Origin of the sequence: Acinetobacter calcoaceticus ANC 3811 (assembly GCF_000399665.1) — a bacterium.
In the GTDB taxonomy this organism is placed as follows: Bacteria; Pseudomonadota; Gammaproteobacteria; order Pseudomonadales; family Moraxellaceae; genus Acinetobacter; species Acinetobacter calcoaceticus_B.
The window spans coordinates 83,683-107,416 of sequence record NZ_KB976986.1 but is presented as its reverse complement, the minus strand read 5'-3'; the positions used below and the strand labels follow the sequence as shown (position 1 = coordinate 107,416).

21 protein-coding genes are annotated in these 23,734 nt (G+C 38.0%); 9 read left to right on the top strand and 12 right to left on the bottom strand.

Annotated elements, in window-relative coordinates; translation table 11 throughout:
* Positions 1–26 precede the first annotated feature (26 nt).
* The gene (gene serC, locus F935_RS01735; protein WP_016137323.1) at positions 27–1,106 is read right to left on the bottom strand and encodes a 3-phosphoserine/phosphohydroxythreonine transaminase; all 1,080 of its coding nucleotides are present in this window, start codon (positions 1,104–1,106) and stop codon (positions 27–29) included.
* Between the two features lie 386 nt (positions 1,107–1,492).
* Here serC and F935_RS01730 point away from each other — a divergent pair, with 386 nt between their 5' ends.
* The 8 genes from F935_RS01730 to F935_RS01695 all read left to right on the top strand — a co-directional run bounded on the left by F935_RS01730 (position 1,493) and on the right by F935_RS01695 (position 10,405).
* Positions 1,493–2,980, top strand: a complete 1,488-nt coding sequence (locus F935_RS01730; protein ID WP_016137322.1) for a TolC family protein — start codon at positions 1,493–1,495, stop codon at positions 2,978–2,980.
* Between the two features lie 13 nt (positions 2,981–2,993).
* Complete coding sequence (locus F935_RS01725) at positions 2,994–4,115, top strand: HlyD family secretion protein (protein ID WP_016137321.1); 1,122 nt, start codon at positions 2,994–2,996, stop codon at positions 4,113–4,115.
* 3 nt (positions 4,116–4,118) lie between these two features.
* The gene (locus F935_RS01720) at positions 4,119–5,249 is read left to right on the top strand and encodes an ABC transporter permease (protein ID WP_212749574.1); all 1,131 of its coding nucleotides are present in this window, start codon (positions 4,119–4,121) and stop codon (positions 5,247–5,249) included.
* Positions 5,246–6,337: an A1S_2622 family ABC transporter permease subunit gene (locus F935_RS01715; protein WP_016137319.1), complete on the top strand. Its 1,092-nt coding sequence runs from the start codon at positions 5,246–5,248 to the stop codon at positions 6,335–6,337. Before F935_RS01720 ends, F935_RS01715 begins: the two co-directional genes overlap by 4 nt.
* 260 nt (positions 6,338–6,597) lie before the next feature.
* Positions 6,598–7,392, top strand: coding sequence for a ChbG/HpnK family deacetylase (locus F935_RS01710; RefSeq protein WP_016137318.1), 795 nt, complete (start codon positions 6,598–6,600; stop codon positions 7,390–7,392).
* Positions 7,389–8,369 (top strand): glycosyltransferase family 2 protein, encoded by a 981-nt coding sequence (locus F935_RS01705; protein ID WP_016137317.1) that lies wholly within the window; start codon positions 7,389–7,391, stop codon positions 8,367–8,369. The genes F935_RS01710 and F935_RS01705 overlap by 4 nt, the downstream gene beginning before the upstream one ends.
* Positions 8,369–8,749 carry a GtrA family protein gene (locus F935_RS01700; RefSeq protein WP_016137316.1) on the top strand — a complete coding sequence of 127 codons (381 nt, stop codon included), beginning with the start codon at positions 8,369–8,371 and terminating at the stop codon, positions 8,747–8,749. Before F935_RS01705 ends, F935_RS01700 begins: the two co-directional genes overlap by 1 nt.
* Positions 8,750–8,758: 9 nt before the next feature.
* Entirely contained in the window at positions 8,759–10,405 is a 1,647-nt protein-coding gene (locus tag F935_RS01695) for an ArnT family glycosyltransferase (RefSeq protein WP_016137315.1), read from the top strand.
* A 50-nt stretch (positions 10,406–10,455) separates the two neighbouring features.
* Here F935_RS01695 and gyrA read toward each other — a convergent pair whose 3' ends face one another.
* The 5 genes from gyrA to xerA form a co-directional block, all read right to left on the bottom strand.
* The gene (gene gyrA, locus F935_RS01690; RefSeq protein ID WP_016137314.1) at positions 10,456–13,170 is read right to left on the bottom strand and encodes a DNA gyrase subunit A; all 2,715 of its coding nucleotides are present in this window, start codon (positions 13,168–13,170) and stop codon (positions 10,456–10,458) included.
* Between the two features lie 368 nt (positions 13,171–13,538).
* Positions 13,539–14,471, bottom strand: coding sequence for an electron transfer flavoprotein subunit alpha/FixB family protein (locus F935_RS01685; protein WP_016137313.1), 933 nt, complete (start codon positions 14,469–14,471; stop codon positions 13,539–13,541).
* 17 nt (positions 14,472–14,488) lie between these two features.
* Positions 14,489–15,238, bottom strand: coding sequence for an electron transfer flavoprotein subunit beta/FixA family protein (locus F935_RS01680; protein WP_004643793.1), 750 nt, complete (start codon positions 15,236–15,238; stop codon positions 14,489–14,491).
* 450 nt (positions 15,239–15,688) lie between these two features.
* Positions 15,689–16,270, bottom strand: coding sequence for an HD domain-containing protein (locus tag F935_RS01675; protein ID WP_016137312.1), 582 nt, complete (start codon positions 16,268–16,270; stop codon positions 15,689–15,691).
* Positions 16,260–17,153 (bottom strand): site-specific tyrosine recombinase/integron integrase, encoded by an 894-nt coding sequence (gene xerA, locus F935_RS01670; protein WP_080645659.1) that lies wholly within the window; start codon positions 17,151–17,153, stop codon positions 16,260–16,262. The genes F935_RS01675 and xerA overlap by 11 nt, the downstream gene beginning before the upstream one ends.
* Positions 17,154–17,322: 169 nt before the next feature.
* Here xerA and F935_RS01665 point away from each other — a divergent pair, with 169 nt between their 5' ends.
* On the top strand, positions 17,323–17,946 hold the full coding sequence (locus F935_RS01665) for a LysE family translocator (protein ID WP_016137310.1): 624 nt from the start codon (positions 17,323–17,325) through the stop codon (positions 17,944–17,946).
* Positions 17,947–17,995: 49 nt separating this feature from the next.
* On the opposite strand, the gene F935_RS01660 is transcribed toward F935_RS01665, so the two are convergent.
* The 6 genes from F935_RS01660 to F935_RS01635 form a co-directional block, all read right to left on the bottom strand.
* On the bottom strand, positions 17,996–18,598 hold the full coding sequence (locus tag F935_RS01660; RefSeq protein ID WP_016137309.1) for an alpha/beta fold hydrolase: 603 nt from the start codon (positions 18,596–18,598) through the stop codon (positions 17,996–17,998).
* Position 18,599: 1 nt separating this feature from the next.
* The gene (locus tag F935_RS01655) at positions 18,600–19,523 is read right to left on the bottom strand and encodes an ADP-ribosylglycohydrolase family protein (RefSeq protein WP_016137308.1); all 924 of its coding nucleotides are present in this window, start codon (positions 19,521–19,523) and stop codon (positions 18,600–18,602) included.
* A 79-nt stretch (positions 19,524–19,602) separates the two neighbouring features.
* Positions 19,603–20,448 carry a diaminopimelate epimerase gene (gene dapF, locus F935_RS01650; RefSeq protein ID WP_016137307.1) on the bottom strand — a complete coding sequence of 282 codons (846 nt, stop codon included), beginning with the start codon at positions 20,446–20,448 and terminating at the stop codon, positions 19,603–19,605.
* Between the two features lie 5 nt (positions 20,449–20,453).
* Entirely contained in the window at positions 20,454–21,704 is a 1,251-nt protein-coding gene (gene lysA, locus F935_RS01645) for a diaminopimelate decarboxylase (RefSeq protein WP_016137306.1), read from the bottom strand.
* Positions 21,705–21,726: 22 nt separating this feature from the next.
* The gene (gene lptM, locus F935_RS01640) at positions 21,727–21,951 is read right to left on the bottom strand and encodes an LPS translocon maturation chaperone LptM (protein ID WP_016137305.1); all 225 of its coding nucleotides are present in this window, start codon (positions 21,949–21,951) and stop codon (positions 21,727–21,729) included.
* A gap of 140 nt (positions 21,952–22,091) precedes the next feature.
* Positions 22,092–23,498 (bottom strand): amino acid permease, encoded by a 1,407-nt coding sequence (locus F935_RS01635; RefSeq protein WP_016137304.1) that lies wholly within the window; start codon positions 23,496–23,498, stop codon positions 22,092–22,094.
* Between the last annotated feature and the right edge of the window lie 236 nt (positions 23,499–23,734).

Here is a 23,734-nt window from a genome sequence, read left to right as displayed (position 1 = left end):
GGGCTTTATTTATTTATTTGATTTGCTTAACCATTACGTTTTGCAAAATCATCCATAAAGCTAATTAAAGCCTGTACGCCTTCTAATGGCACAGCATTATAAATACTTGCACGCATACCACCTACAGAACGATGCCCAGCTAAATTCAACAAATGGTTTGCTTCCGCTTCTTTTAAGAATTGCTTGTCTAAAGCTTCATCTGCCAAGGTAAACGGTACATTCATAATTGAACGGTTCGGAATTGCAATCGGGTTATTGTAGAAATCGCTTGAATCGATATAACCATATAATGATTGAGCTTTTTCAAGGTTAACTTTATGGATAGCATCTACCCCACCCTGCTCTAGTAACCACTCAAATACCAAACCAGACAAGTACCAAGCGTAAGTCGATGGTGTATTAACCATAGAACCATTTTTGGCTTGGTCACCATATTTTAAAATGCTTGGAATTTCTGGTTTAGCTTGATCAAGTAAGTCATCACGAATAATGACAATTGTTAAACCAGCAGGACCAATATTTTTTTGTGCGCCAGCATAGATCAAACCAAACTTGGTCACATCTAATGGAGCAGATAAAATACTTGATGAATAGTCACAAACGAGTGGAGCTTTTACATCAGGAATTCCTGCGAACTGTAAACCACCAATCGTTTCATTATCTGCATAATGTACATAGGCTGCATCATCAGATAAATTCCATTCGCTTTGCTCAGAAATTGCGAACTTGCCATCGATTTTAATACCAGCATTTACAACATTAATGTCGCCATAACGCTTTGCTTCTTTTAACGCTTTTTCAGACCAGATGCCAGTATCAATATAATCAGCTTTACTGTTCTTACCCAAAAGGTTTAAAGGAATCGCAGAAAATTGTAATGACGCACCGCCTTGTAAAAACAGTACTTTATAGTTTTCTGGAATATTCATTAACTTACGTAAATCTGCTTCAGCTTTTTCAGCTACAGCAACATAGTCAGCACTACGGTGACTCATTTCCATGATGGATAGACCTTTACCTTGCCAATCCAACAATTCTTGTTGAGCTTTTTCTAAAACGGCAGTAGGTAATGCAGCAGGACCAGCACAGAAATTGTACGCGCGCATGATTTTTCCCTTGTATAAAGTCAAACACAATAAAAATGGCATTTAACCACAGATTGCTTAAGCTTGCAGCAGCTTCTCAAGTAAATATTTCAATGCTGGACTGTATTTAGGTTTATTTTTTCAATTACTGTTGTTGTTATTTCCATACTTTTAATGACCGTCTTTCAAATTTAAAAAGATTTTTAAGCAAAAAGATCAACTTGACTTGTGATTATAATTTCACATACCTTGAGAGGTATTACAAAAATATTGGCTTAGTAATATTCAATAATTAAAGGAGCTAAAATCAAAAGGTTTTTATACAAATGTATAATAAACAATATGATAATTGAATTTAATAACAAGAAATTTAAACTATAAGGGATGCCAAAAAATTGTTATTTAAAATGCCAGTACATCGATACAAACAGTCTATTTTTCCGTTTTCATTTAAACCAAAACATCTTGCTTTGGCTTTAGGCCTTTTTTTTACTGATCATTTATATGCTCAAAGTTTAAGTTATGCTGAAGCAGAACAACAAGCTTTAAAAAGTTCCTATAGTACTCAAGCCAATCAAGCGTTACAGCAAGCATCTCAATTAGAAGCTGAAGCAGTAAAGGGCCTCGGATTACCTCGAGTTGATTTAAATGTCAGAGCATATGCTTTTCATAGTGAAACCGATGTACCTCTTGGTTCTTTTAAACAAAAACTTGAGAATGATTTAAGCCAAGGGCTGAATGACAAACTTTCACAGTGGAACAATGTCATTCCATCGGATGTGCTTGGGCAAGTTCAAGAAGGCGCAAATCAAACTATCCATGACGGTATAAACCGATTTCCAGATTATGCGAATCTGACTATTGAAGATCAGGTTGTACGCCCTTCTATTTCGGTCGTTATGCCACTCTATACAGGTGGCTTAACCAGCAGTGCAAAAAAACTAGCAAATATTCAAGCACAGCGCTCGGAGCTTTCAAGCCAGCAACAACAAGATATACAGCGATTTGAAGTGGTACAAAGCTATTTTAATGTTCAATTACAGCAGCAGTTGGTAGCAAGTAGTTTATTTAACTTTAATGCGATGCAAAAACATTACAGCAATGCCCTAAAGCTCGAACAGCAAGGATTTATTAGTAAAGGGCAACGCATGCAATTTGAAGTCGCGCGTAATAATGCAGAACGTACTTTACAAAATACTCAAGCCAACTTAAATGCCAGTCGCTTTAGTCTTAATAATCTTTTACATCAACAAAACAATATAGATTTAAGTACACCATTATTTGTAAATAACACCCCAAGCCAGTCTCTAGAATCACTTTTAACCAGTTATTCGCAAAAATCTAGCCTTGTACAAAAAATGCAGATGGATACTCAACTGGCTAATGTAAATATTCAAGCTCAACAAGCCGCAAATAAACCAAGTCTTTTTGCCTTTGGTGAATATGCTCTTGATAAAAATGAAAACTGGATTGTCGGTGTAATGGCAAAATACAACCTATTTTCAGGTGTAGATAAAAATAAGAATATTCACGCTGCCGAATTGAAGCGCTATGCCTCTGAACTCATGACTGAACGCACTAAACAAGAGATCGAAGGTCTTTTGAATAAGTCATATAACGAACTCAACTCTGCTCAGCAAAGTCATCAGCTCTTACAAAGAAACGTAAATGCCGCTCAAGAAAACCTACGTATCCAAGAGCTTTCTTTCCGCGAAGGAATGGGTACAACAACCCAAGTGATTGATGCACAAAATGCATTAAGTGCGTTAAAAACTGAAATGGCTTTAAATGCTTATAAATATGTCATGTCACTCGCAACTTTACTGCAAAGTCACGGCTCAATTGACCAGTTTAAAGCTTACGTTAATCAACCACATACCGACTATATTCGTTAAGGGGGAGTATAAAATGAATCAAGACTCAGCTCATTCAGAACAAGATGCTCCTGTTGCGAATACAGCAGAAACCAATCACGCTCAAAAAGATGATCAAGCTAGTGATCAGCAAGAATCAAGCACAAATAAAAGTGACTCCAAACCACCTAAAAATTCAAAAATTAAACTGATTATTGGTGTAGTCATTATTGCTCTACTAGGTTTAATTATTTTTGGTTTGTGGAAAAGTTATCAGCCAAAGCCTATTGAACTACAAGGTCGAGTTGAAGCCGAAACTATTCACGTAAGTACAAAAGTTCCGAGTCGTATTGAAGAAATTTATGTACAAGAAGGCCAGAAAATTTCCAAAGGCCAGCCACTTGTTCGTTTGGTTAGCCCGGAAATAGAAGCTAAAAAGCAACAGGCTTTGGCTACCTTACAATCTGCTTTAGCACTTCAATCTACGGTAGATCGTGGTTCTCAACAAGAAAATATCGATACTCTTTATGCCAACTGGCAAAGCACGAAAGCACAAGCAAACCTTGCAAAAACAACTTACCAGCGTGGTGAAAATTTATATAGACAAGGGGTCATTTCGCGTCAAAGACGAGATGAAATGCTCGCAGCACAAACCTCTGCTCAAGAATTAAGCGAGGCCTCTTATCAACAATATGCTCGTGCAAAACGTGGCAGTACAAGCCAACAAAAATCTACAGCAGATGCACAGGTTGAAATTGCAAAAGCAGCTGTAGGCGAAGCAAAAGCGCTAGAGGAAGAAACACGTTTACTCTCTCCTATTTCAGGTACAGTTTCAAAAACTTATGGTAAACCTTCTGAGCTAGTTGCTATGGGTGTACCTGTTGTCAGCATTTTAGAAGATGATGATTTATGGGTAAGTTTAAACGTGGGTGAAAATCAATATGCCTCTGTTTATAAAAATAAAACCCTTGAAGGATTCATTCCAGCGCTTAATCAGAATGTGAATTTTAAAATTAAGAATATAGATGCTGAAGGTGAATTTGCCACCATAAAAACGACTCGCCAGACTGGAGGCTATGATATTCGTAGCTTTAAACTGCATCTTGTGCCAGAGCGTCCAGTGCAAGATTTAAAAGTGGGTATGAGTGTTCTATTTAAAATTAAAGAAGAAAAATAAAGCATGTTTGCCAGTATATTACGTGAACTAAACTATCTAAAAAGCAATAAATGGGATTTGTGTATGGTGACACTCATCCCCGCTTTTATCATTTTTATGTTTAGCAGCATGTTTTACGCAGGTAAAGCTGAACATTTACCCATTGCGATTATTGATCAGGACCAAAGTGAACTCAGCCGCAATATTGAAAAGTATCTTTCGTTGAATCATACGGTAGAGATTAAAACAATTACGGCAAGCTCCACAGAAGCGGAACAACTACTCAATGAAACCAAAATATGGGGCTATGTTTTCATTCCAGACGGCGCTGAAAAACGCTTTGTAAAAGCTCAAGATGCTCAAATTAGCATTGCATTTAACCAGTCATTTTTTAGTGTCGGGAATACCATTTCCTCCGCAATGTTGGTCAGTACCCTCAATGCTTTAGCAGACTATGCAGGCCAGAGTTATTTAGCAAATAATATCCCCTATTTAGATGTTCCTACCGCTCATGTCAAAATCTCAACGCTTTATAACCCAAGCATGAGCTATGAGTTTTATTTAGAACCCTTCATGGTTCCAGCCGTATTGCATCTGTTGCTATGCTGCTGTGTTGCCTTTGCCATTGGACAAGAACTTAAACGTGGCACATTAACCCAGTGGGTTAACCGAGAAAGTTTTATTCAAGGCTTATTGGCTAAAAATTTGCTCTATAGCCTTATTTTCTGTTTCTGGACATGGTTATGGATGTTTTGGCTGGTTGAAATCCGTGGCTGGTTTGTAGCGGGTTCTCTTGGCTTATTGCTATGCGCACAGTTTCTACTTTATTTCGCCTACGCTTTGATTAGCAGCACAGTTATTTTAGCAACCAAAAATTTAAGTAAAACTTTTGGCTTTATTGCTGTCTATGGTGGGTCATCTTTAAGTTTCGCAGGCGTTACTCTTCCTTTAAATAATGCCCCTATTTTTACCAAGTTTTGGTCACTTATTATTCCCTATACCCCTTATGCCAAGCTGCAAACTGAACAATGGGTGATTGGAAGTCCAGTTTTCATTTCAATGATTCCTTTTTTAATACTCATTGGCTACTGCCTTTTTTACTTCTTTTTAAGTTCTCTACTGCTTAAAAAATTAATTCGGGGAGCAGTACAATGAAAGAATTTTTAAAGGCATATTTGCAGACTTTTAAAGATATTGTAGGTAATAGTTCAGTTTTCACGACTTTGATTTTATCGGTCATTCTTTATAGTTTTTTTTACCCTACCGCCTATAAAGCTGAGCGAGCAGAATCAATTCCTATTGTCATTGTTGATGAAGAGCAAAGCCTCTTAAGTTCTCAATTAATCGGTCAAAGTGCAAATAGTCCCCATGTTCATATTGTTACTGTTACAAGCAATTTCTTACAAGCAGAACAAATGGTTCGTGAACAAAAAGCCGATGGTATTTTACTTTTACCCAACAACCTAACGCAAAGCCTACGTCGTGGAGAAACAGGTGGTATTGGCTTATATTTGAGCACAACCAACTTTTTAAAAACTAAAGAAATTGGTTTAGGCCTAGCTACATCCATTGAAGCTACATTAAAAGAATATGTCGAAAAATTTGGAGAGCGAACACACTTTCAACCAGCCCTTTCTATTCATCAAGTACCTCTGTTTAACCCCCTTTCAGGCTATGGAAGTTATATTTTTCCGGCTGTTGCAGCTTTAATTATCCATCAAACCATTGTGTTAGGTTTAGCAATGTTGATTGCAAGCTACCGTGAGCAACACCAAAAAATTACAGCTGTTCGCTTCGCTGGAATTTTTGCAAGTATATTTACCATTGGTTGTTTAGGATGTTTTTATCTTTTCGGTTTTACCTTGTGGTTCAACGACTATCCACACGGTGGAAACTTCACAGGTTTACTCATTGCCGTTCCTATTTTTATTAGTTGTGTGATTGGATTGGGCATGTTGATCGGTTCACTTTTAGATATGCCAGAACGTGCTGGACATATTATTGTATTTAGCTCTGTGCCTTTATTCTTACTAACTGGCGCTGCGTGGCCACATCAAGCAATGCCTGAATGGTTACAATGGTTTGCGTGGTGTTTACCATCGACACATGGTGTACAAATGTTTGTGCAACTTAACCAGATGGGTGTTCCTTTAGCCACGGTTGTACCAAAACTGATATTTCTTGCGACAATCGGTCTTATTTTTTTAATCTGGGCATATTCACGTTTAAAAGCCTCCAAGTGAAGAATCGACTGCACTTGGAGCATAAATTATATTTTTATTTACTATAAAATCTGATAGTTAAAAGTCATTTCTTAAAAAACCATTGACCATAAAAACATAAAAAAACGAATAAATTCAAATTATTAATTAGTAACAATTGTCATAAAACCTTAAAAAAACTTTAAGTTGAAATTAAGGAAATTTCCCCATAGTAAAACTGTTTAGTTTTTCAGCAGCCTAAAAGGGTAACTCTGCTACCCTGCTCTATGACGGAATTTGATATGGCAAAGGTATGTTATTGCGCAGATGACTTTGCAATGAATGCAGAGATATCTAATGCGATTATTGAGTTAATTGAAAGAGGAGCTCTTCAAGCGACCTCATGTATGACCCAATCTGAACTCTGGGAAACTGCTGCTGCCAAACTTAAACCTTTCTCGAATCAAATTGACATTGGTTTACACTTAAATTTTACCCATGCTTTTACTTCAGGTAATACAGTTTTCTCATTGCCTGCACTTATGTTGCGCGCATGGTCATCAAATCTTAATCGTGAATTAATTACCCAGTGTATTGAAGAACAATGGGATGCATTTGTTTCAGTCATGGGAAAACAACCCGATTTTATTGACGGGCACCAACATATTCATCAATTTCCGTTTATACGGGATATTTTGCTGCAACTTTTAAAAGAGAAAAAATTTACTGGTTGGATACGTAATTTACAACATCCAATTTATCTACCCCATTATCGTTTTAAAACTCACATGCTTTCTGCACTTGGATCAAATGCCTTAGCAAAAGCATGCCAAACCTACCAGTTTAGCCAAAATGAATATTTCGCTGGTATCTATGACTTTAAACAAACTGATTATGCCGAACTGAACCAATATTGGCTTGCTCAAGCAAAAGATCACTTACTGATTATGTGCCATCCCTCACTTTCTACACCAAGTGAACAAGATCCAATCCAGCATGCACGTATCCAAGAATACCAATATTTTTCGTCTGATCAGTTCCCTCTGGATTGCCAAAAAAATGGCGTCCAACTTACCAGACTAGGGGCAATGCAATGAGCACAAAACCTTTTTTATCCTGCGTTGTTCCAGCCTATAACGAAGCAGAGAATTTAAAGACATTTATTCCAGCTTTGGCAAACAGCTTAAAGCAACAAAATCTTAGCTATGAAATTATTGTGGTCGATGATGGCAGCATGGACGATACTATTCCGATCTTGCAAACGATGATCGAAGATTATCCTTTAGTTGTACTGGAATTATCACGAAATTTTGGTAAGGAAGCTGCTTTAAGCGCAGGTTTAGACCATGTAAATGGTGAAGTTGCACTGCTCATTGATGCGGACTTTCAACACCCTTTTGAAGCAATTCCGACCATGATTAACCTGTGGAAAAATGGTTATGACATGGTCTATGGCATTCGTAATCGTACCACTGAATCATGGCTAAAACGGACCTTAACCCAAGGTTACTATCGTATTTTAAACTTAAGCTCACCAATTGATATTCCCGAAAATGCTGGTGATTTCAGACTTCTGGACGCAAAAGTTGTTGAAGCGATTAAACAACTACCAGAAAAAAATCGCTATATGAAAGGCCTCTATGCATGGGTCGGTTTTAAAAGTATCGGAATCAATTTCTCAGAACAAGATCGTCAACATGGCCGTTCTAGTTTTAACGTGAAAGCCTTATTTAATCTAGCGATGTCTGGTTTAACTGGATTTTCAGATTTACCTTTACGAATTTGTATTTATCTAGGTGCCCTATTGGCTTTAGGCGCTATGAGTTACGGTGTCTGGATCATTATTAAAACGCTGATTGAAGGAATTTCTGTACCTGGTTGGGCAACGCTTGCGGCAGGTATGACTCTACTGGGCGGTATTCAGTTACTGTTTATTGGTATCGTGGGGGAATATGTTGGCCGAATTTATGCAGAAGTTAAAAATCGACCAAAATATATTGTTTCAACCGAACATTCTCGTATTAAGCAAGAACACCCAATCACTCACTCTGAAAATACGTTCTCTAGTTTCTAATGTTTGCACATATTTTTCAGCTCGCGCGGTTTACCACGACTGGGGCCGCAGCAGCACTTACGCACTACAGTATTGTCATGATCTTGTTTAAACGAAACATTGCATTGCATTACGCCAATTTAGTCGCCTTTCTACTTGCCTATTGGGTGAGCTATTTTGGGCATCGTATTTTTACTTTTAAAGCCCAGCATATTTCTCATCGACAAACATTACCCAAATTTACGTTAGTCGCTGGATTAGGTTTTTTATTCAATGAGAGTTTTCTCTTGCTTTCTAATCTGTATTTCAGCGTCCCTGTTTCAACTTTGGTTTGTGTGGCTATTGTGCTGACTTCAATTGTGACTTTCTTGCTTAACCGCTTTTTTGCATTTCAACATTAAGGATTATGTATGCAGCAATGGCTTCGTAGTTCCAAATTTTTATTAATATTTTTGCCGATTTGGTTGTTTGTTTTGTCTTGGATAAGACCTCTTTCTGTACCAGATGAAGGACGCTACGGCGATATTAGTCGATCTATGTTTGAGTCGGGAGATTGGTTGATTCCCCGCATCAATAGCTTGCCATTTATGCATAAGCCCCCTCTATTACATTGGTTAAGTTCTATATTTATGGAACTTTTCGGTATGCATATTTGGGTGTTGAGATTAGTTCCTGTGCTAGCAGCTACACTCATGCTCGTCAGCCTATTCTTATTCGTTAGAAAGCACTTTTCTGAACGTGTAGCACAACTTACTGCAATGATTTTAGGCACCAATTTACTGTTTTTTGGTAGTAGTGAATATATTAACCATGACCTACTGCTTGCTTCATGGATTACCGTCAGTGTTTTATGTTTTGCTGATTTCACAATTTCAGCACGTAAATCTATTTTATTTTTAGGATATTTTGCAGGCGCTGCTGCATTTTTAAGTAAAGGCCTGATTGGAGTATTAATTCCCGGTATGATTCTTTTACCGTGGTTGCTCTACACCAAACAATGGAAAAAAATCCCTTCATTGCTTAACCCTTTGGGGATTTTGCTATTTATATTACTGGTTAGTCCATGGCTCTATGCAGTTCAACTTAAATACCCTCAATTTTTACATTATTTCTTTATAGACCAACAATTTAGTCGCTTTAGCTCAAAAGAGTTTAATAATAAGCAACCATGGTGTTTCTATCTGCTTATTTTATTTATCAGTTTTTTACCATGGATTTTTGCGAGTAGATTTCAATCTATTAAAGCCGTATTTCAGAATTACAAGCAATCCGCTTTACTTGCCCTACTTGTATGGTGGTTTATTTCTGTCACAGTTTTCTTCTCTATCCCTCCGTCTAAACTAGCTGGCTATATTTTACCTGCTGTGCCCCCGCTCGCTGTTTTCTTGGCTCTTGTTATCAACCAAGTACTTGAAAGTGACTATAAAACCAAATTACAGGTTTGGGGTTTACCTATATTTATTATGCTTGTCGGAATAGGTCTTACTGCTACACCGCATTTCATGGGTGCACATCAACCCTTTTTCCAAAACCAAGCCGTATTTATTTATACCATTGGCGCTCTCTTAATTGTGCTTCCGCTGACTTTAATCTGGTTATATAAAAATCAAAAATTAAACTATTTGAACTATATTTTTATCAGTTTAATTGTTCTGTGTAGTTCAGTTCCTTTTGCCGTTCGTATTTTAGATACCAAAAATAATATGGGACAAACGAATTTTTCTGAATATATGACACCATCAACAAAAATAGTTTTCTACAATTACTATTTCTATGATGTTCCATTTCTTTTACAGTTAAAACAGCCCATATATATTGTTAATCAATGGGATACCGTACATTCTGATAGTGCATCTTTAGAAATTAAAGATGGTTTGTTGTTTGAACCACAACGCAAACAATACTTATGGAGTGAGCAACAGCTTCAAGATGCTTTAACGCAAAAGCAAGATTTGATTGTCGTCAGTCAACCTCATAATTTTGCGACTAAAGATCCATCTGTTAAAACACTACATTATCGAAATTATGACGTGTTTATCTTTCATAAATCAAAATAAATTGCCAATAAAAAAGGAAGCTTACGCTTCCTTTTTTATTTAATTAAAACTTACTCTTCTGACACATCGTCATTCGTAGAAACTGCATCTTCACCATCTACTTCTGAAGTATCCACTTCTCCTTCGAGAAATTCTTCTTCATCTTCAACAGCGTCAATAGACACAACGCCCACTAGAGTTTCTTCTTCGCTTAAACGAATCAGACGAACACCTTGTGCATTACGACCAGTCATTGCAACTTCTGCGGCACGAGTACGAACTAATGTACCACCGTCAGAAATAAGCAACAGTTCTTTGCTTTCATCAATAGATACTGCACCTACAAGCTCACCATTACGTTCACTTGTCTTAATCGCAATAACGCCCTTACCACCACGTTTTTTGGTTGGGAAGTCATTTACAGGAGTACGTTTACCGTAACCATTGGCACTCGCACACAACACTTCACCCGTTTCAGGCACAACAACAAGCGATACGATGCGACTTACTACAGCTAAATCCGCTGAATCGTCGTTATCATCAGATTCATCATTTTCAACTTCTGCATCTTCTTCGCTTAAAATGCTGCTTGCAATGCTAACGCGCATACCACGGACGCCTTTAGCAGTACGGCCCATTGAACGCACGTCGGTTTCTGCAAAACGAATTGCTTTACCTTCATTTGAGAACAACATGATTTGCTGATTACCATCAGTAATCGCAACACCAATTAAGGTATCTTCTTCATTCAGTTCAATTGCACGTAAGCCATTTGAACGAATGTTGGCGAACTGCTCTAAATCAACACGTTTAACCGTACCAGAAGCTGTCGCCATAAATACGTAATGGTTTTCTGGGAACTCGGTTAACGGCAAGATAGCAGTTACAGTTTCGTTCGCATCTAAAGGTAACAAGTTAATAATCGGGCGGCCTTTTGCACCACGTGATGCTTGAGGCACTTCAAATACGCGAAGACGATAGACTTTACCTACATTAGTAAAGCACAGCACAGTCGCATGGTTTGAAGCTACAATGAGATGTTGAATAAAGTCATCACTCTTCATTGAAGTTGCAGACTTACCACGTCCACCACGGCGCTGAGCCTGATAGTCAGAAAGTGGTTGAGTTTTTGCATAACCTGTTTGCGAAACTGTTAATACGACTTGCTCTTCAGGAATTAGATCTTCACGACTGAAATCAATACGCGATTCAATAATTTCTGTACGACGTCCATCACCATACTGTTGCAGTACTTGTGCTAACTCTTCACGAATTACAGCCATCAACAAATTGAAATCATTAAGAATTGCTGTAAGTTCAGCAATTTGACCTAAAATTTCAGTATATTCTGCATGTAATTTGTCTTGCTCAAGACCCGTTAAACGATGTAAACGCAATTCTAAAATTGCACCCACTTGCGTTGGTGATAAACGGTAAATTGATTCAGTTAAACCAAATGGACGATCTGGGTTTTCACCTTCGATCTCATCTGGACGAACAGAAATAGCACCAGCATTTTCAAGTAAAGAAACAACACCTCCGCCAGCCCACTCACCTGCAAGTAAACGCTCGCGAGCTTCAGCTGGGTTAGCAGAAGTTTTAATTGTTTCGATAATTTCATCAATATTGGCTAAGGCTACAGTTAAGCCTTCCAAGATATGACCACGTTCACGTGCTTTACGCAATTCGAACATGGTACGGCGTGTTACCACTTCTTGGCGGTGACGAATAAATGCCGCAATAATATCTTTCAAATTCATCAATTTTGGTTGTCCGTTATCAAGACAAACCATGTTGATGCTGAAAGAGTTTTCAAGCTGTGTATTTAAGAATAAATTATTTACAATGACTTCTGCGTTTTCACCACGTTTCAAGTCAATCGCAATGCGCATACCGTCTTTGTCAGACTCATCACGAAGCTCTGAAATACCTTCAAGTTTTTTCTCTTTAACTAACTCGGCAATACGTTCAATAACTCTTGCTTTGTTAACTTGATATGGAATTTCAGTAAAGACGATGGTTATACGACCTGTCTTTTCATCTTCTTCGAAATGGTATTTACCACGAATGTGTAGTCGGCCTTTACCTGTACGGTAAGCGTCAACAATACCTGATTTACCATAAATAATACCGCCTGTAGGGAAATCAGGACCAGTAATATATTCCATCAATCCTTCAATCGAGATATTCGGATTGTCGGCATAGGCTAAACATGCGTTCACAACTTCTGTCATGTTGTGTGGTGCCATGTTGGTTGCCATACCAACAGCAATACCAGCAGCACCATTAATTAACAAGTTTGGAACACGTGTCGGAACCACCTGAGGAATACGCTCAGATCCGTCGTAGTTATCTTCCCAGTCAACAGTGTCTTTTTCTAGATCTGCAAGAAGTTCGTGCGCTAACTTAGTCATACGGACTTCGGTATAACGCATTGCAGCTGCGCTATCACCATCAATCGAACCGAAGTTACCCTGACCATCTACCAATAAATAACGTAAGCTAAAGTCCTGAGCCATACGTACAATGGTTTCATAAACAGCTGAGTCACCATGAGGGTGATATTTACCGATTACGTCCCCAACAACACGTGCAGATTTCTTGTAGGCTTTGTTATAGTCATTGCCCAATTCGTGCATGGCAAATAGCACACGACGGTGAACAGGTTTCAGACCGTCTCTCACATCCGGCAATGCACGAGATACGATTACACTCATCGCGTAATCTAAATATGAATGCTTGAGTTCATCCTCAATGGCAATCGGTCGGATTTCCGATACGCTCATGCATACTCCTTCTTACAGATAGAAATTTCCATCTGCTTATATGTCTTGATCTTGCAAAAAATTTAGTTCCGAAAACTGAACTAAAATCGAAAAAAATATAGCTGTATAGTATAGCACAAAAGTGCTTTGGAATGTATGGAATCTACAGGGTCTATCTGGTGATATTTGTATAATTTAATTGCATATTATTCTTATCATATCGCTGTAATGAGCATAGGTTCACCATATTAAAACTATGTGATTTTTATTCTATAAAAATCAAACCCAAAATGAGATAACAAATCTAATTTAGCCTTTAACTTATTCATTCATACAATAAAAAAACCCTTAGTAAAAACTAAGGGTTCTTCGACTTTAATCAATGAAGATTAAAGTTTAGATACTAACTCTGGTACTACAGTGTTCAAATCACCAACTAACCAGTAGTCAGCAACACTGTTGATTGGCGCTTCTTCGTCTTTGTTGATTGCAACAATAACTTTAGAATCTTTCATACCAGCTAAATGCTGGATCGCACCAGAAATACCTACAGCAACATAAAGGTCAGGTGCAACGATCTTACCAGTTTGACCAACTTGGAAATCGTTAGGTACGAAGCCCGCATCAACTGCTGCACGTGAAGCACCTTGTGCTGCACCAAGCTTGTCAGCTAATGGATCAAGTACTTTATGGTAGTTCTCACCAGAACCTACACCACGACCACCAGAAACTACGATGCGAGCCGCAGTTAATTCTGGACGGTCAAGTTTCACGATTTCTTCAGATACAAAATTAGAAATACCTGCATCTTTCGCTTCACTTACTGCTTCAACCGCAGCAGAACCACCTTCAGCAGCTACTGGATCAAATGCTGTACCACGAACTGTACCAACAATGATTGCTTCGTCAGATTGAACAGTCGCAATCGCGTTACCTGCGTAGATCGGACGCTTGAATGTGTTAGCTGATTCAACAGAAATAATGTCTGTGATCATGCTTACATCAAGAAGAGCGGCAACACGTGGAAGAATGTTCTTACCAGTCGTTGTAGAAGCAGCTAATACGTATTTGTAACCTTTAGCCAAATCAGCAACTAAAGCAGCAACGTTTTCAGCTAATTGGTTTGCATAAGCAGCATTGTCAGCAAGTAAAACCTTGCTTACACCAGCAACTTTAGCAGCAGCATCAGCAACTGCCTGAGCACCAGAACCAGCAACTAATACAGTAATATCACCACCGATTTTTTGTGCTGCAGCAACAACGTTTAACGTAGCACCGTTAAGTACTTGGTTGTTGTGATCAGCGATAACTAAAATACTCATGATTTTATCCTTCCGTATTAGATCACTTTCGCTTCATTTTTCAATTTTTCAACAAGCTCATCTACAGATTTCACTTGTACGCCAGCTTTACGTTCTGCTGGAGCTTCAACTTTAACAGTTTTAAGCTTAGTACCAGCTGTAACGCCATAATCAGCAGGAGATTTAGTATCAAGTGGCTTCTTACGAGCTTTCATGATGTTAGGCAATGCTGCATAACGTGGCTCATTCAAACGCAAGTCAGTTGTAATGATTGCTGGAAGTGCCAGTTCAACAGTTTGTAAACCACCGTCAACTTCACGAGTTACTTGTACTTTGCCGCCATCAACTTTCACTTCAGAAGCGAATGTACCTTGGCCCGCACCTAATAATGCGCCAAGCATTTGACCTACTTGGTTAGAGTCATCATCAATTGCTTGTTTACCAAGAAGGATAAGTTCTGGTTTTTCAGCATCAACAATACCTTTTAAAATTTTAGCAACTTCTAAAGCGCCAATTTCATCAGTAGTTTCAACTAAAATACCGCGGTCTGCACCCAAAGCCATTGCAGAACGGATTTGTTCTTGAGCTTCTTTAGGACCAACAGAAACAACAACGATTTCTGATACTGTTCCTTTTTCTTTTAAGCGAACCGCTTCTTCCACTGCGATTTCACAAAATGGGTTAATTGACATTTTAACGTTAGTTAAGTCAACCCCACTATTGTCCGGCTTAACACGAACTTTGACGTTGGCATCAACCACGCGTTTTACAGCAACAAGAGCCTTCATGTAATCCTCGGCTGTTCTAGCAAAAGTAAATGTTGAGAAAAGTATATTAACTCTTCAATTAAAATTTTTTAGGTACCCTATCTTGCAATGTGTTTGGCATTTCGGTCAAGTCACAATTTTCGCTACTGCTATAAAAAAGATGAAATGCCCAGTTCACTAATTCAAATTGCTTATTCGCTCAATGAATTTAGCAAATAAGCCAAACAAATTTTAAACCTTGAATTTCTTGATATTTTAACAAATACGATAGATTAAAACCCTTCAATTTTAGTGAATAAAAAAACAACAAAAACATCATTTCTTCACCCAATGAAAGTACTCAAGGTACTCTGAAAAACTGGCAATTAGGTAAGAACATCCATGAAATAAATGTTGAACAAAATAAAAAGCCATTTACTGCTAATCACTTAATTTCTCAGCATATATTTCTATTAAAAACAAAATATTAAGTTACCATTTAAACATAGGCAAAGGACTCCAAGGCTTTTGTAAAAAGCGATTCAACCCTAAATAAAATAGCATTTTATGGAATCCAGCATTTGGATATTGATGCGTTAGCTTTTTAAATTCACTTTTTGGAATATTTGAACGTAATAAGCCTAAAGAAAAATCTGCATAGTCAGCTTGTCTAAAATATTCAACCAATGGATATTCTGAACACTTTGTCGTTGTTAATTTATGATGTTCTGTAATCATCAATGTTATTTCTATTTGCCAATCTAATAATCGATGCAAAGTCAAATAACTTAACATCACTTTGACAGATGGCTCTAAATAATCAATTGTTTTACTTGTCCATATCCCAATATCATGAAAGGCAACTGCAATCGCTATTTTATGTATAGTTTCTTCACTACTCTCTTGGTTTAATATTAAACAGCATGCTGCCACACGTTTACAGTGATTTAAGTATCCTTGATAATCAGTCTCAATCGTAGTTTGATATTCCTGTAAAATTGTCTCAATCAAGATACTACATTGCCTAAATGCATCTTGATCAAGTGATAAAATCAAACCTTGTTTAGTGTTCATTCTTTTGTGCTCTCGGATGAGCTCGATCATAGACTTGTGCCAAATGATCAAAATCGATATGCGTATAAATTTGTGTCGTAGACAAATTACTGTGGCCTAACATTTCTTGTACTGATCGCAAATCACCACTACTTGATAACATATGGCTAGCAAAACAATGTCGTAATAAATGAGGATGCAAATCTACATTCACACCTGCTCTTTGCGCTTGAAGCTTTACACGCTTTTCGATTTGCCGCGGGGTTAACACGCCACCTCTTTGAGAAATAAAAACAAAAGCATTTTGATCAAAATGGCCTTTCCAGATTTTATAAATTTTTAGCCAATTCAATAGGCTTTCTTTCGCCTTTTTCCCAAATGGTACAATACGGGTTTTGTTTCCTTTACCCGTAATACGTACCAGTTGTCGGTTAAAATCGATATCTTTAATCGTTAAGCCTTGCAGTTCAGCCAGACGCAAACCACTTGAGTAAAGTAACTCGAGCATGGCTTTATCTCTTAACCACAATTGCTGATCAATTGGTTTTTCAGGTATAGGCTGATCTAAAATTTGATTAACCGTTTCTATGTCGATCATACCCGGCAAAGGTCTAGGCTGACGTTTGAGCTTAAAATCATCAGTAGGGTTAATTTCTAAATATTTCCCTTGTTCAGCCCATTTCATAAACTGGCGAATTGAAGTGAGATGACGCTGCATACTGCTTGAGCTTAACTGGTCTTGCTCAACACGCTGAGCCAAATATTCACGTAAATCTGAAGCTTCAATATTTCTTAAATCTAGTTGTTTGTGTTCACAGAACTCAAGAAAGCTTTTAACATCTCTTTCATAAGCCGTAATCGTGTGCTCAGACTGGTTCTGAATTTTTCTTTCTTTTAACCACATTGAGAGCAGCTGTAATGCAAAATCCAAATTGCTCTCCATTTATTTGCTCATTTTATTTTTTCAGTGTATCAAAAAGTAGTTGTTCAGGAAATTTAAGATCGTACAGCGCAACAACTCACTACCTTATATATTACACTTCATTTTAAGTATTCGTCGGAACCCTGCTGTCATGACTAACATACTCATTCCTTATTTAATTGCCATTACTTTACTTACGCTTACACCGGGTCTGGATACGACTTTAATTATTCGTACCGCTACTCTTGAAGGTAAATCGAAAGCATTTCAAGCAGCGGTAGGTATTAGCCTAGGCTGTATTGCATGGGGAATTGTGGTTGCTTGTGGTCTAGGGGCTTTGCTCATGGCTTCTGATCTAGCCTTTAATATTTTGAAATGGATGGGAGCTGCTTACCTTGCCTGGCTGGGTTTAAATATGATTTTAAAACCACGTAGCCAACTTGCAGACATGCAAGAAAACAACTCAAATGTCCCTTGTTCACAGAATTGGTTTATTAAAGGTTTTTGGGGTAACTTACTTAATCCCAAAGTCGGTATTTTTTATATTTCATTTCTTCCACAATTTATTCCACCACAAGCATCGGCTGTCACTTGGATTATGGGCCTTGTAATGATTCATGTGGTGATTGGAACCTTATGGTCAATTTTATTAATTTTGGCTATGCAGCCACTGTCACGTTATCTTAAGCAACCCAAATTTGTGAAATATATGGACCGAATTACTGGCAGTATTTTTGTGTTGTTTGCTTTGAAATTGGCTTTGAGTAAAAGATAAATTTTAAAAAGCGTGCTGATAGATAGCACGCTAAATAAGACTTAAAAACTTACTTTAGTTCTTCTAAGTAGGTTTTTATTTGAACTGAAACTTCATCGGCATGTTTTTCTGCTAATTGATGGTCTCCATTTTTCACAATATATAACGTCGACTTTTCAAATTTTTGATTTAAATATTGACCCACCTGAACGGGGCTCACTGGATCGTTATCGCCCCAGATTAATAAAGTTTCAACGTTTATATCTGACAAAAACTCTTCATAGTTGGCATTAGTGGTAACAAACCAATCTGGATATTTTAAAAATGCTTGGCGGTATGCTTCACGCCAGTCTTGTACATTAAATCTTTCAAGGTTGATTCCACCAGAAGTTGCAATCAAAACCAGCCCTTTCACCATTTGAGGTTTTTGCAACGCTGCCGCAACAGCAAAAATGCCACCCATAGATTGCGCAATAATTACAGATTCTTCATTAATTTGATTGACCACATAACTTGTTAGGTCTTCAAAACTTTTGACCTCAAAGGATTCAGGTGTATCTCCGAAACCGGGGTAACCAATAATTTTTGTGTGGTAATGCTGAGGTAATTTTTCAATTAAGGGATGCCAAAATGTCGTACTGCCTGATGCACCGGGTAAGAAAATTAAATTCATGTCATACTTCTTCTAATCGTGTTAATAGCGGCTCTAGCAATTCTTTCCCTCTTAACTGCTGTAACCATATTTGTGGAATCCCTTCATATCCAAACACAATTCCTGCCAATCCTCCTGCAACACAAGCGGTTGTATCAGTATCTTTTCCTAAGGCAATAGCTGTTTTAATCACATCTTCATAATTATCTTGTTGCAGAGCGAAACGAGCTGAATGTAAACAATCCACTACGTAACCACTGCCCGATATTTCTTTCTCATGTGTTGAATCAATAATATGATTAAGTTCTTGTTGTTCATTAACACTATTTTTATAAAGTTGCATCAGTATGGAAATACTAGATTTCCAAGCATCATTAACTGATTGTCCTTTCAATAAATATTTTGCCCATAGGCAATATAAAGCACAGCAAATTTTTGATCGAAGATGAGCATGCGTCAAATGAGACTGCTGATAGGCTAACTCAACTAATTGCTGATCAGATCCCCTATGCCATAATGCCACAGGTAATGTACGCATCAACGCTCCATTACCATTCGAATGTTCATCTGTATTAGCCATCTCTTCTACAGATACTCCAGCTTCATAACGTTGTAACGCCTGAGCAGTTTGCACTCCAATATCAAACACTTGATAATCAACCGCCATATAACCATAACGGTACCAATTGCGAAGACGGTTAGCAAAATCGATACTATCGAGTTTCTGACAATGCAATAGTGATGCTAATAAACATAGAGCTTGAGCTCCATCATCTGACCATGTTCCAATTGGAATATCAGGATAAGTTCGCCTAAAATCTTTAGGTGGAATCATATCAATATGTGAGTAAAGTGGAAGCTGCAAAGCTGAATTAAATTCATATGGCACACCGACTGCATCACCAATCAGCAACCCATAAATTGCTCCTCTAATTCTATTTTGCATTTTTCTCTCAATATTTATTCTTGTAAAAATAATAAAGGGAAAAGGCCTTATTTGGCCTTTTCCCTAAGACAAATCTAATTTAGCCTTGGAAATAACGTAAATCCAAACGCCCATCATAAACATGAGTTGTTGGACCTGTCATCCAGACCACATCACCTTCTTGCCATTCGATTTGTAGCTTACCGCCAGCCAATTCAACTTCCACTGAATTACCCAGTAAGCCACGGCGCATGCCACTTACCGCAGCAGCACAAGCCCCTGTACCGCATGCAAGTGTTTCACCTACTCCACGTTCAAATACACGAAGGCGCACATGGTTTTCATCAATCACTTGCATAAATCCAGCGTTAACACGTTCAGGGAAACGTTTATGTGATTCAACTTGCGGACCAATACCAGCAACATCTGCTGTGAGTACATCAGGAACAATAGTGACAGCGTGAGGATTGCCCATATTGACCACATCAATACTAATGTTTTGGTCATTGGCTAACTCAAGTGTATATAAAGCTTCTGGTTGTTCAGCAATGAATGGAATTTCATTTGGCAAAAATTTCGGGTAACCCATATTCACGCGGACCCAACCGTTTTGCCCTAGTTCAGGTTTGACAATTCCTGCTTTGGTTTGAACAGTAATACTTGTTTTTGTTGTTAAATGACGCTCATGTACAAAGCGAGCAAAACAGCGTACACCGTTACCACATTGTTCAACTTCAGAACCATCAGCATTAAAAATACGATATTTAAAATCTGCTTCTGGTAAATCTGGTGGTTCAACAATTAAAAGCTGATCAAAACCGATGCCAAAATGGCGATCGGCTAAGCGTTGAATTGTTTCTGTATCTAAATAGGCACGTTGGCTGATCAGATCAACCACCATAAAGTCATTGCCTAGGCCATGCATTTTAGTAAATTCTAACAACATTACATTTACTCCTCAGGCAATAAACTTTCTTTTTCCCAAAGGGATTCAACTGTTTCACGCTCACGAATCAAATGTGCTTTATCGCCAGACACCATCACTTCTGCAGCACGTCCACGTGTATTGTAATTTGAACTCATTACAAAACCATAAGCACCAGCACCGAGAACAGCTAACAAGTCATTTTCTTTTAACGCTAATGAACGATCTTTACCAATGAAGTCACCTGTCTCACAGATTGCGCCAACAAGATCCCAAGTTTTTTCTTCAGTATCTGAACTTGGTACCACAGGTTGGATATCCATCCACGCTTCATATAATGCAGGGCGGATCAAATCATTCATTGCAGCATCAATAATAGCAAAGTTGCGGTGAGTCGTTGGCTTGAGCAAATCAACTTTGGTTAAAAGCACACCTGCATTTGCACTAATGCTACGGCCCGGTTCCATATACACTTTAAGACCTAACTTTTCTAAAGCAGGTTTCATTGAGTTCGCATATTCTTCAACACTTGGCGGCGTTTCATCTTTATAACAAACACCTAAACCACCACCGATATCAATGTGTTTAAGATTGATACCAAGTTTTTTTAATTCTTCGATCATCAACATGACACGATCTAAAGCATCAACGAATGGTTTAGTCTCGGTTAATTGCGAACCAATGTGGCAGTCGATTCCAATAATCTCAAGGTTTGGTAAAGATGCAGCATATTGATAGGTTTCATAAACGGTATCACTTGGAATACCAAATTTATTTTCTTTAAGGCCTGTTGAAATATAAGGATGTGTTTTTGCATCTACGTCTGGATTGACACGTAAAGAAATCGGCGCTTTTTTGCCTAGACGAGCTGCAACTTTTTGAAGTCGATCTAGTTCTGCATAAGACTCTACGTTAAAGCAAGCAATGCCTACATTTAAAGATGTTTCGATATCGACTTCGGTTTTACCTAAACCCGAAAAAACGACTTTAGATGCATCTCCACCCGCTTTTAAAACACGTGCAAGCTCACCACCTGATACGATATCAAAACCAGCACCAAGTTTTGCCAATACATTAAGAACAGCTAAATTTGAGTTAGATTTCACCGCAAAACAGATTTGATGATCAATAAAGTCAAAAGCACGATCCATATCTAAGTAATGTTTTTCAAAAGCTGCTTTTGAATAAACATACAACGGTGTGCCAAATTGCTGCGCAAGCTGCTCCAGAGAACATTGCTCTGCATGCAATACTCCATTAATGCGAGTGAAACTCATGAATGTGTCCTTATTTCAAAGCTTAAGGTGATGTTGTTTGGGTTGGAACTGATGATGATTCAACTGACTGATCAGCTTGTTCATCCTGTTGCACAGCTTGTTTTGGTTCTTTATTACGATAGAGCAAGTATTTTGCACGTTTGTCATAATTTGGATCAGAAGGTAGTTGTAATACTCCTGACTGACCACAAGCACTAAGCAAAACACTGCTGCTTAATAAACTGATGAGGCAAATGACACGACGCATCTGAGCACCTGATTTAAACAATTCGATGCAGTATACCGTGATCATGCAAGCGGCTAAAGAGTAAACTTAAAGAGAAAAACAATATGCATAAAAAACGCCAGCTTTAAAGCTGGCGTTTCATCATAACTAAATAAATTTAATTATTTTTTATGACGCGGTTTATAGAAGAAGAAATAACCAATGATCAAGATAACAAACCAAATTGGGCTGACTTTAAGCGCTTTAAATGTATCAGGCTCTAAAGACAACACGTAAATCATACCAATAAAGAAAATAATCGTGATCCAACATGTAAATAGGCCGCCCGGTAATTTAAATGTTGATTTTGCATGCAGCTCAGGACGCGTAGTGTAATAACGGATATAACTCCAGATAATGAGTAACCACACGCAAATGAACAGAATCGTTGAAAGTGTTGTTGCAAGCGTAAATGCCTCAACGGTATTTGGTACAAAATATTGTAATGCTGCACCTAACAATAAACACGCAGCAGAGAAATACAATGCATTTGCAGGTACTGCACGTCTGTTCAATTTACCAAAAGCTTTTGGTCCCTGATCTTCACGAGATAGACCAAACAACATACGGCTTGTTGAAAACACACCACTGTTCATTGATGACATTACAGATGACAACACAACCAAATTCATTAAGATTGCTGCTGCTGCAACACCTGCTTGACTAAACAAGTTTACAAATGGGCTGATCGCTGGATCAATTCGATTCCATGGTGTTACAGACATTACAATAACTAATGCGAGCACATAGAAAATAATGATACGAATTGGAATTGAGTTAATTGCTTTAGGCAAATTACGTTCAGGATCTTTAGTTTCCGCAGCCGTTGTTCCGACAAGTTCTACACCAACGAAAGCAAAAATCGCAATCTGGAAACCTGCCAAGAAGCCATGTACACCCGTCGGGAAGAACCCGCCATTTGCCCACAAATGAGTAAATGAAGCAACTTCACCTGTAGTCGAAGTAAAGCCCGTAAAGATCATCCATAAACCCACAGCAATTAAAATAATGATTGCTAGGATTTTGATAAGCGCAAACCAAAACTCTAATTCACCAAACAGGCGAACTGTTAACAAGTTCAAACCCATAATGAATACGATGGCTGCAACACTGATCATGGCACCTTCGACAGGTGAGAAAGGTAGACCATTATTGAAGAATTGTAAGTAATAGATAATTGCAGAAAGATCAGCAATACCAATGGTGATCCAACACAGCCAATAGGTCCAACCGACAAAATAACCTGCCCATGGGCCAATTAAATCTGTTGTGAAATCAATAAATGATTTATAGGCAAGATTTGAAAGAAGTAATTCGCCAAGCGCACGCATGACAAAAAACACCATCACACCAATGATCAGGTAAATAAATAAGATTGAGGGCCCTGCAAGACTAATCGTTTTGCCTGATCCCATAAACAATCCTGTACCAATTGCACCGCCAATCGCGATCAGCTGTAAATGCCGATTTGAGAGGCTACGATGGAGCTCACCTTGTTCATGAGACTCACTCAGATTTTGATTCGACATCTTATCAATACACTCCAGTAATTTTTTTTAGTCCGTTAGCTAAAATCAAAAAGACGATATCGCACCATTTGCAGGTATCTTTTAAATGTATATTTTTTGACAATTTTTCAGCTAACTGATTTTTATCTGTATTGCTGATGATTTCAAGCTACATACAATTAAATCCGATAATACGCACAAGCCCATAGCAATACAACGCACTTTACGGTCTACAAACATGACTTGAACTTGTCTGA

Bases quoted from the DNA above. Each gene is read 5' to 3' on its own strand.
- serC (WP_016137323.1), bottom strand. From the start codon at position 1,106: ATGCGCGCGTACAATTTCTGTGCTGGTCCTGCTGCATTACCTACTGCC.
- F935_RS01730 (WP_016137322.1), top strand. From the start codon at position 1,493: ATGCCAGTACATCGATACAAACAGTCTATTTTTCCGTTTTCATTTAAA.
- F935_RS01725 (WP_016137321.1), top strand. From the start codon at position 2,994: ATGAATCAAGACTCAGCTCATTCAGAACAAGATGCTCCTGTTGCGAAT.
- F935_RS01720 (WP_212749574.1), top strand. From the start codon at position 4,119: ATGTTTGCCAGTATATTACGTGAACTAAACTATCTAAAAAGCAATAAA.
- F935_RS01715 (WP_016137319.1), top strand. From the start codon at position 5,246: ATGAAAGAATTTTTAAAGGCATATTTGCAGACTTTTAAAGATATTGTA.
- F935_RS01710 (WP_016137318.1), top strand. From the start codon at position 6,598: ATGGCAAAGGTATGTTATTGCGCAGATGACTTTGCAATGAATGCAGAG.
- F935_RS01705 (WP_016137317.1), top strand. From the start codon at position 7,389: ATGAGCACAAAACCTTTTTTATCCTGCGTTGTTCCAGCCTATAACGAA.
- F935_RS01700 (WP_016137316.1), top strand. From the start codon at position 8,369: ATGTTTGCACATATTTTTCAGCTCGCGCGGTTTACCACGACTGGGGCC.
- F935_RS01695 (WP_016137315.1), top strand. From the start codon at position 8,759: ATGCAGCAATGGCTTCGTAGTTCCAAATTTTTATTAATATTTTTGCCG.
- gyrA (WP_016137314.1), bottom strand. From the start codon at position 13,170: ATGAGCGTATCGGAAATCCGACCGATTGCCATTGAGGATGAACTCAAG.
- F935_RS01685 (WP_016137313.1), bottom strand. From the start codon at position 14,471: ATGAGTATTTTAGTTATCGCTGATCACAACAACCAAGTACTTAACGGT.
- F935_RS01680 (WP_004643793.1), bottom strand. From the start codon at position 15,238: ATGAAGGCTCTTGTTGCTGTAAAACGCGTGGTTGATGCCAACGTCAAA.
- F935_RS01675 (WP_016137312.1), bottom strand. From the start codon at position 16,270: ATGAACACTAAACAAGGTTTGATTTTATCACTTGATCAAGATGCATTT.
- xerA (WP_080645659.1), bottom strand. From the start codon at position 17,153: ATGTGGTTAAAAGAAAGAAAAATTCAGAACCAGTCTGAGCACACGATT.
- F935_RS01665 (WP_016137310.1), top strand. From the start codon at position 17,323: ATGACTAACATACTCATTCCTTATTTAATTGCCATTACTTTACTTACG.
- F935_RS01660 (WP_016137309.1), bottom strand. From the start codon at position 18,598: ATGAATTTAATTTTCTTACCCGGTGCATCAGGCAGTACGACATTTTGG.
- F935_RS01655 (WP_016137308.1), bottom strand. From the start codon at position 19,523: ATGCAAAATAGAATTAGAGGAGCAATTTATGGGTTGCTGATTGGTGAT.
- dapF (WP_016137307.1), bottom strand. From the start codon at position 20,448: ATGTTGTTAGAATTTACTAAAATGCATGGCCTAGGCAATGACTTTATG.
- lysA (WP_016137306.1), bottom strand. From the start codon at position 21,704: ATGAGTTTCACTCGCATTAATGGAGTATTGCATGCAGAGCAATGTTCT.
- lptM (WP_016137305.1), bottom strand. From the start codon at position 21,951: ATGCGTCGTGTCATTTGCCTCATCAGTTTATTAAGCAGCAGTGTTTTG.
- F935_RS01635 (WP_016137304.1), bottom strand. From the start codon at position 23,498: ATGTCGAATCAAAATCTGAGTGAGTCTCATGAACAAGGTGAGCTCCAT.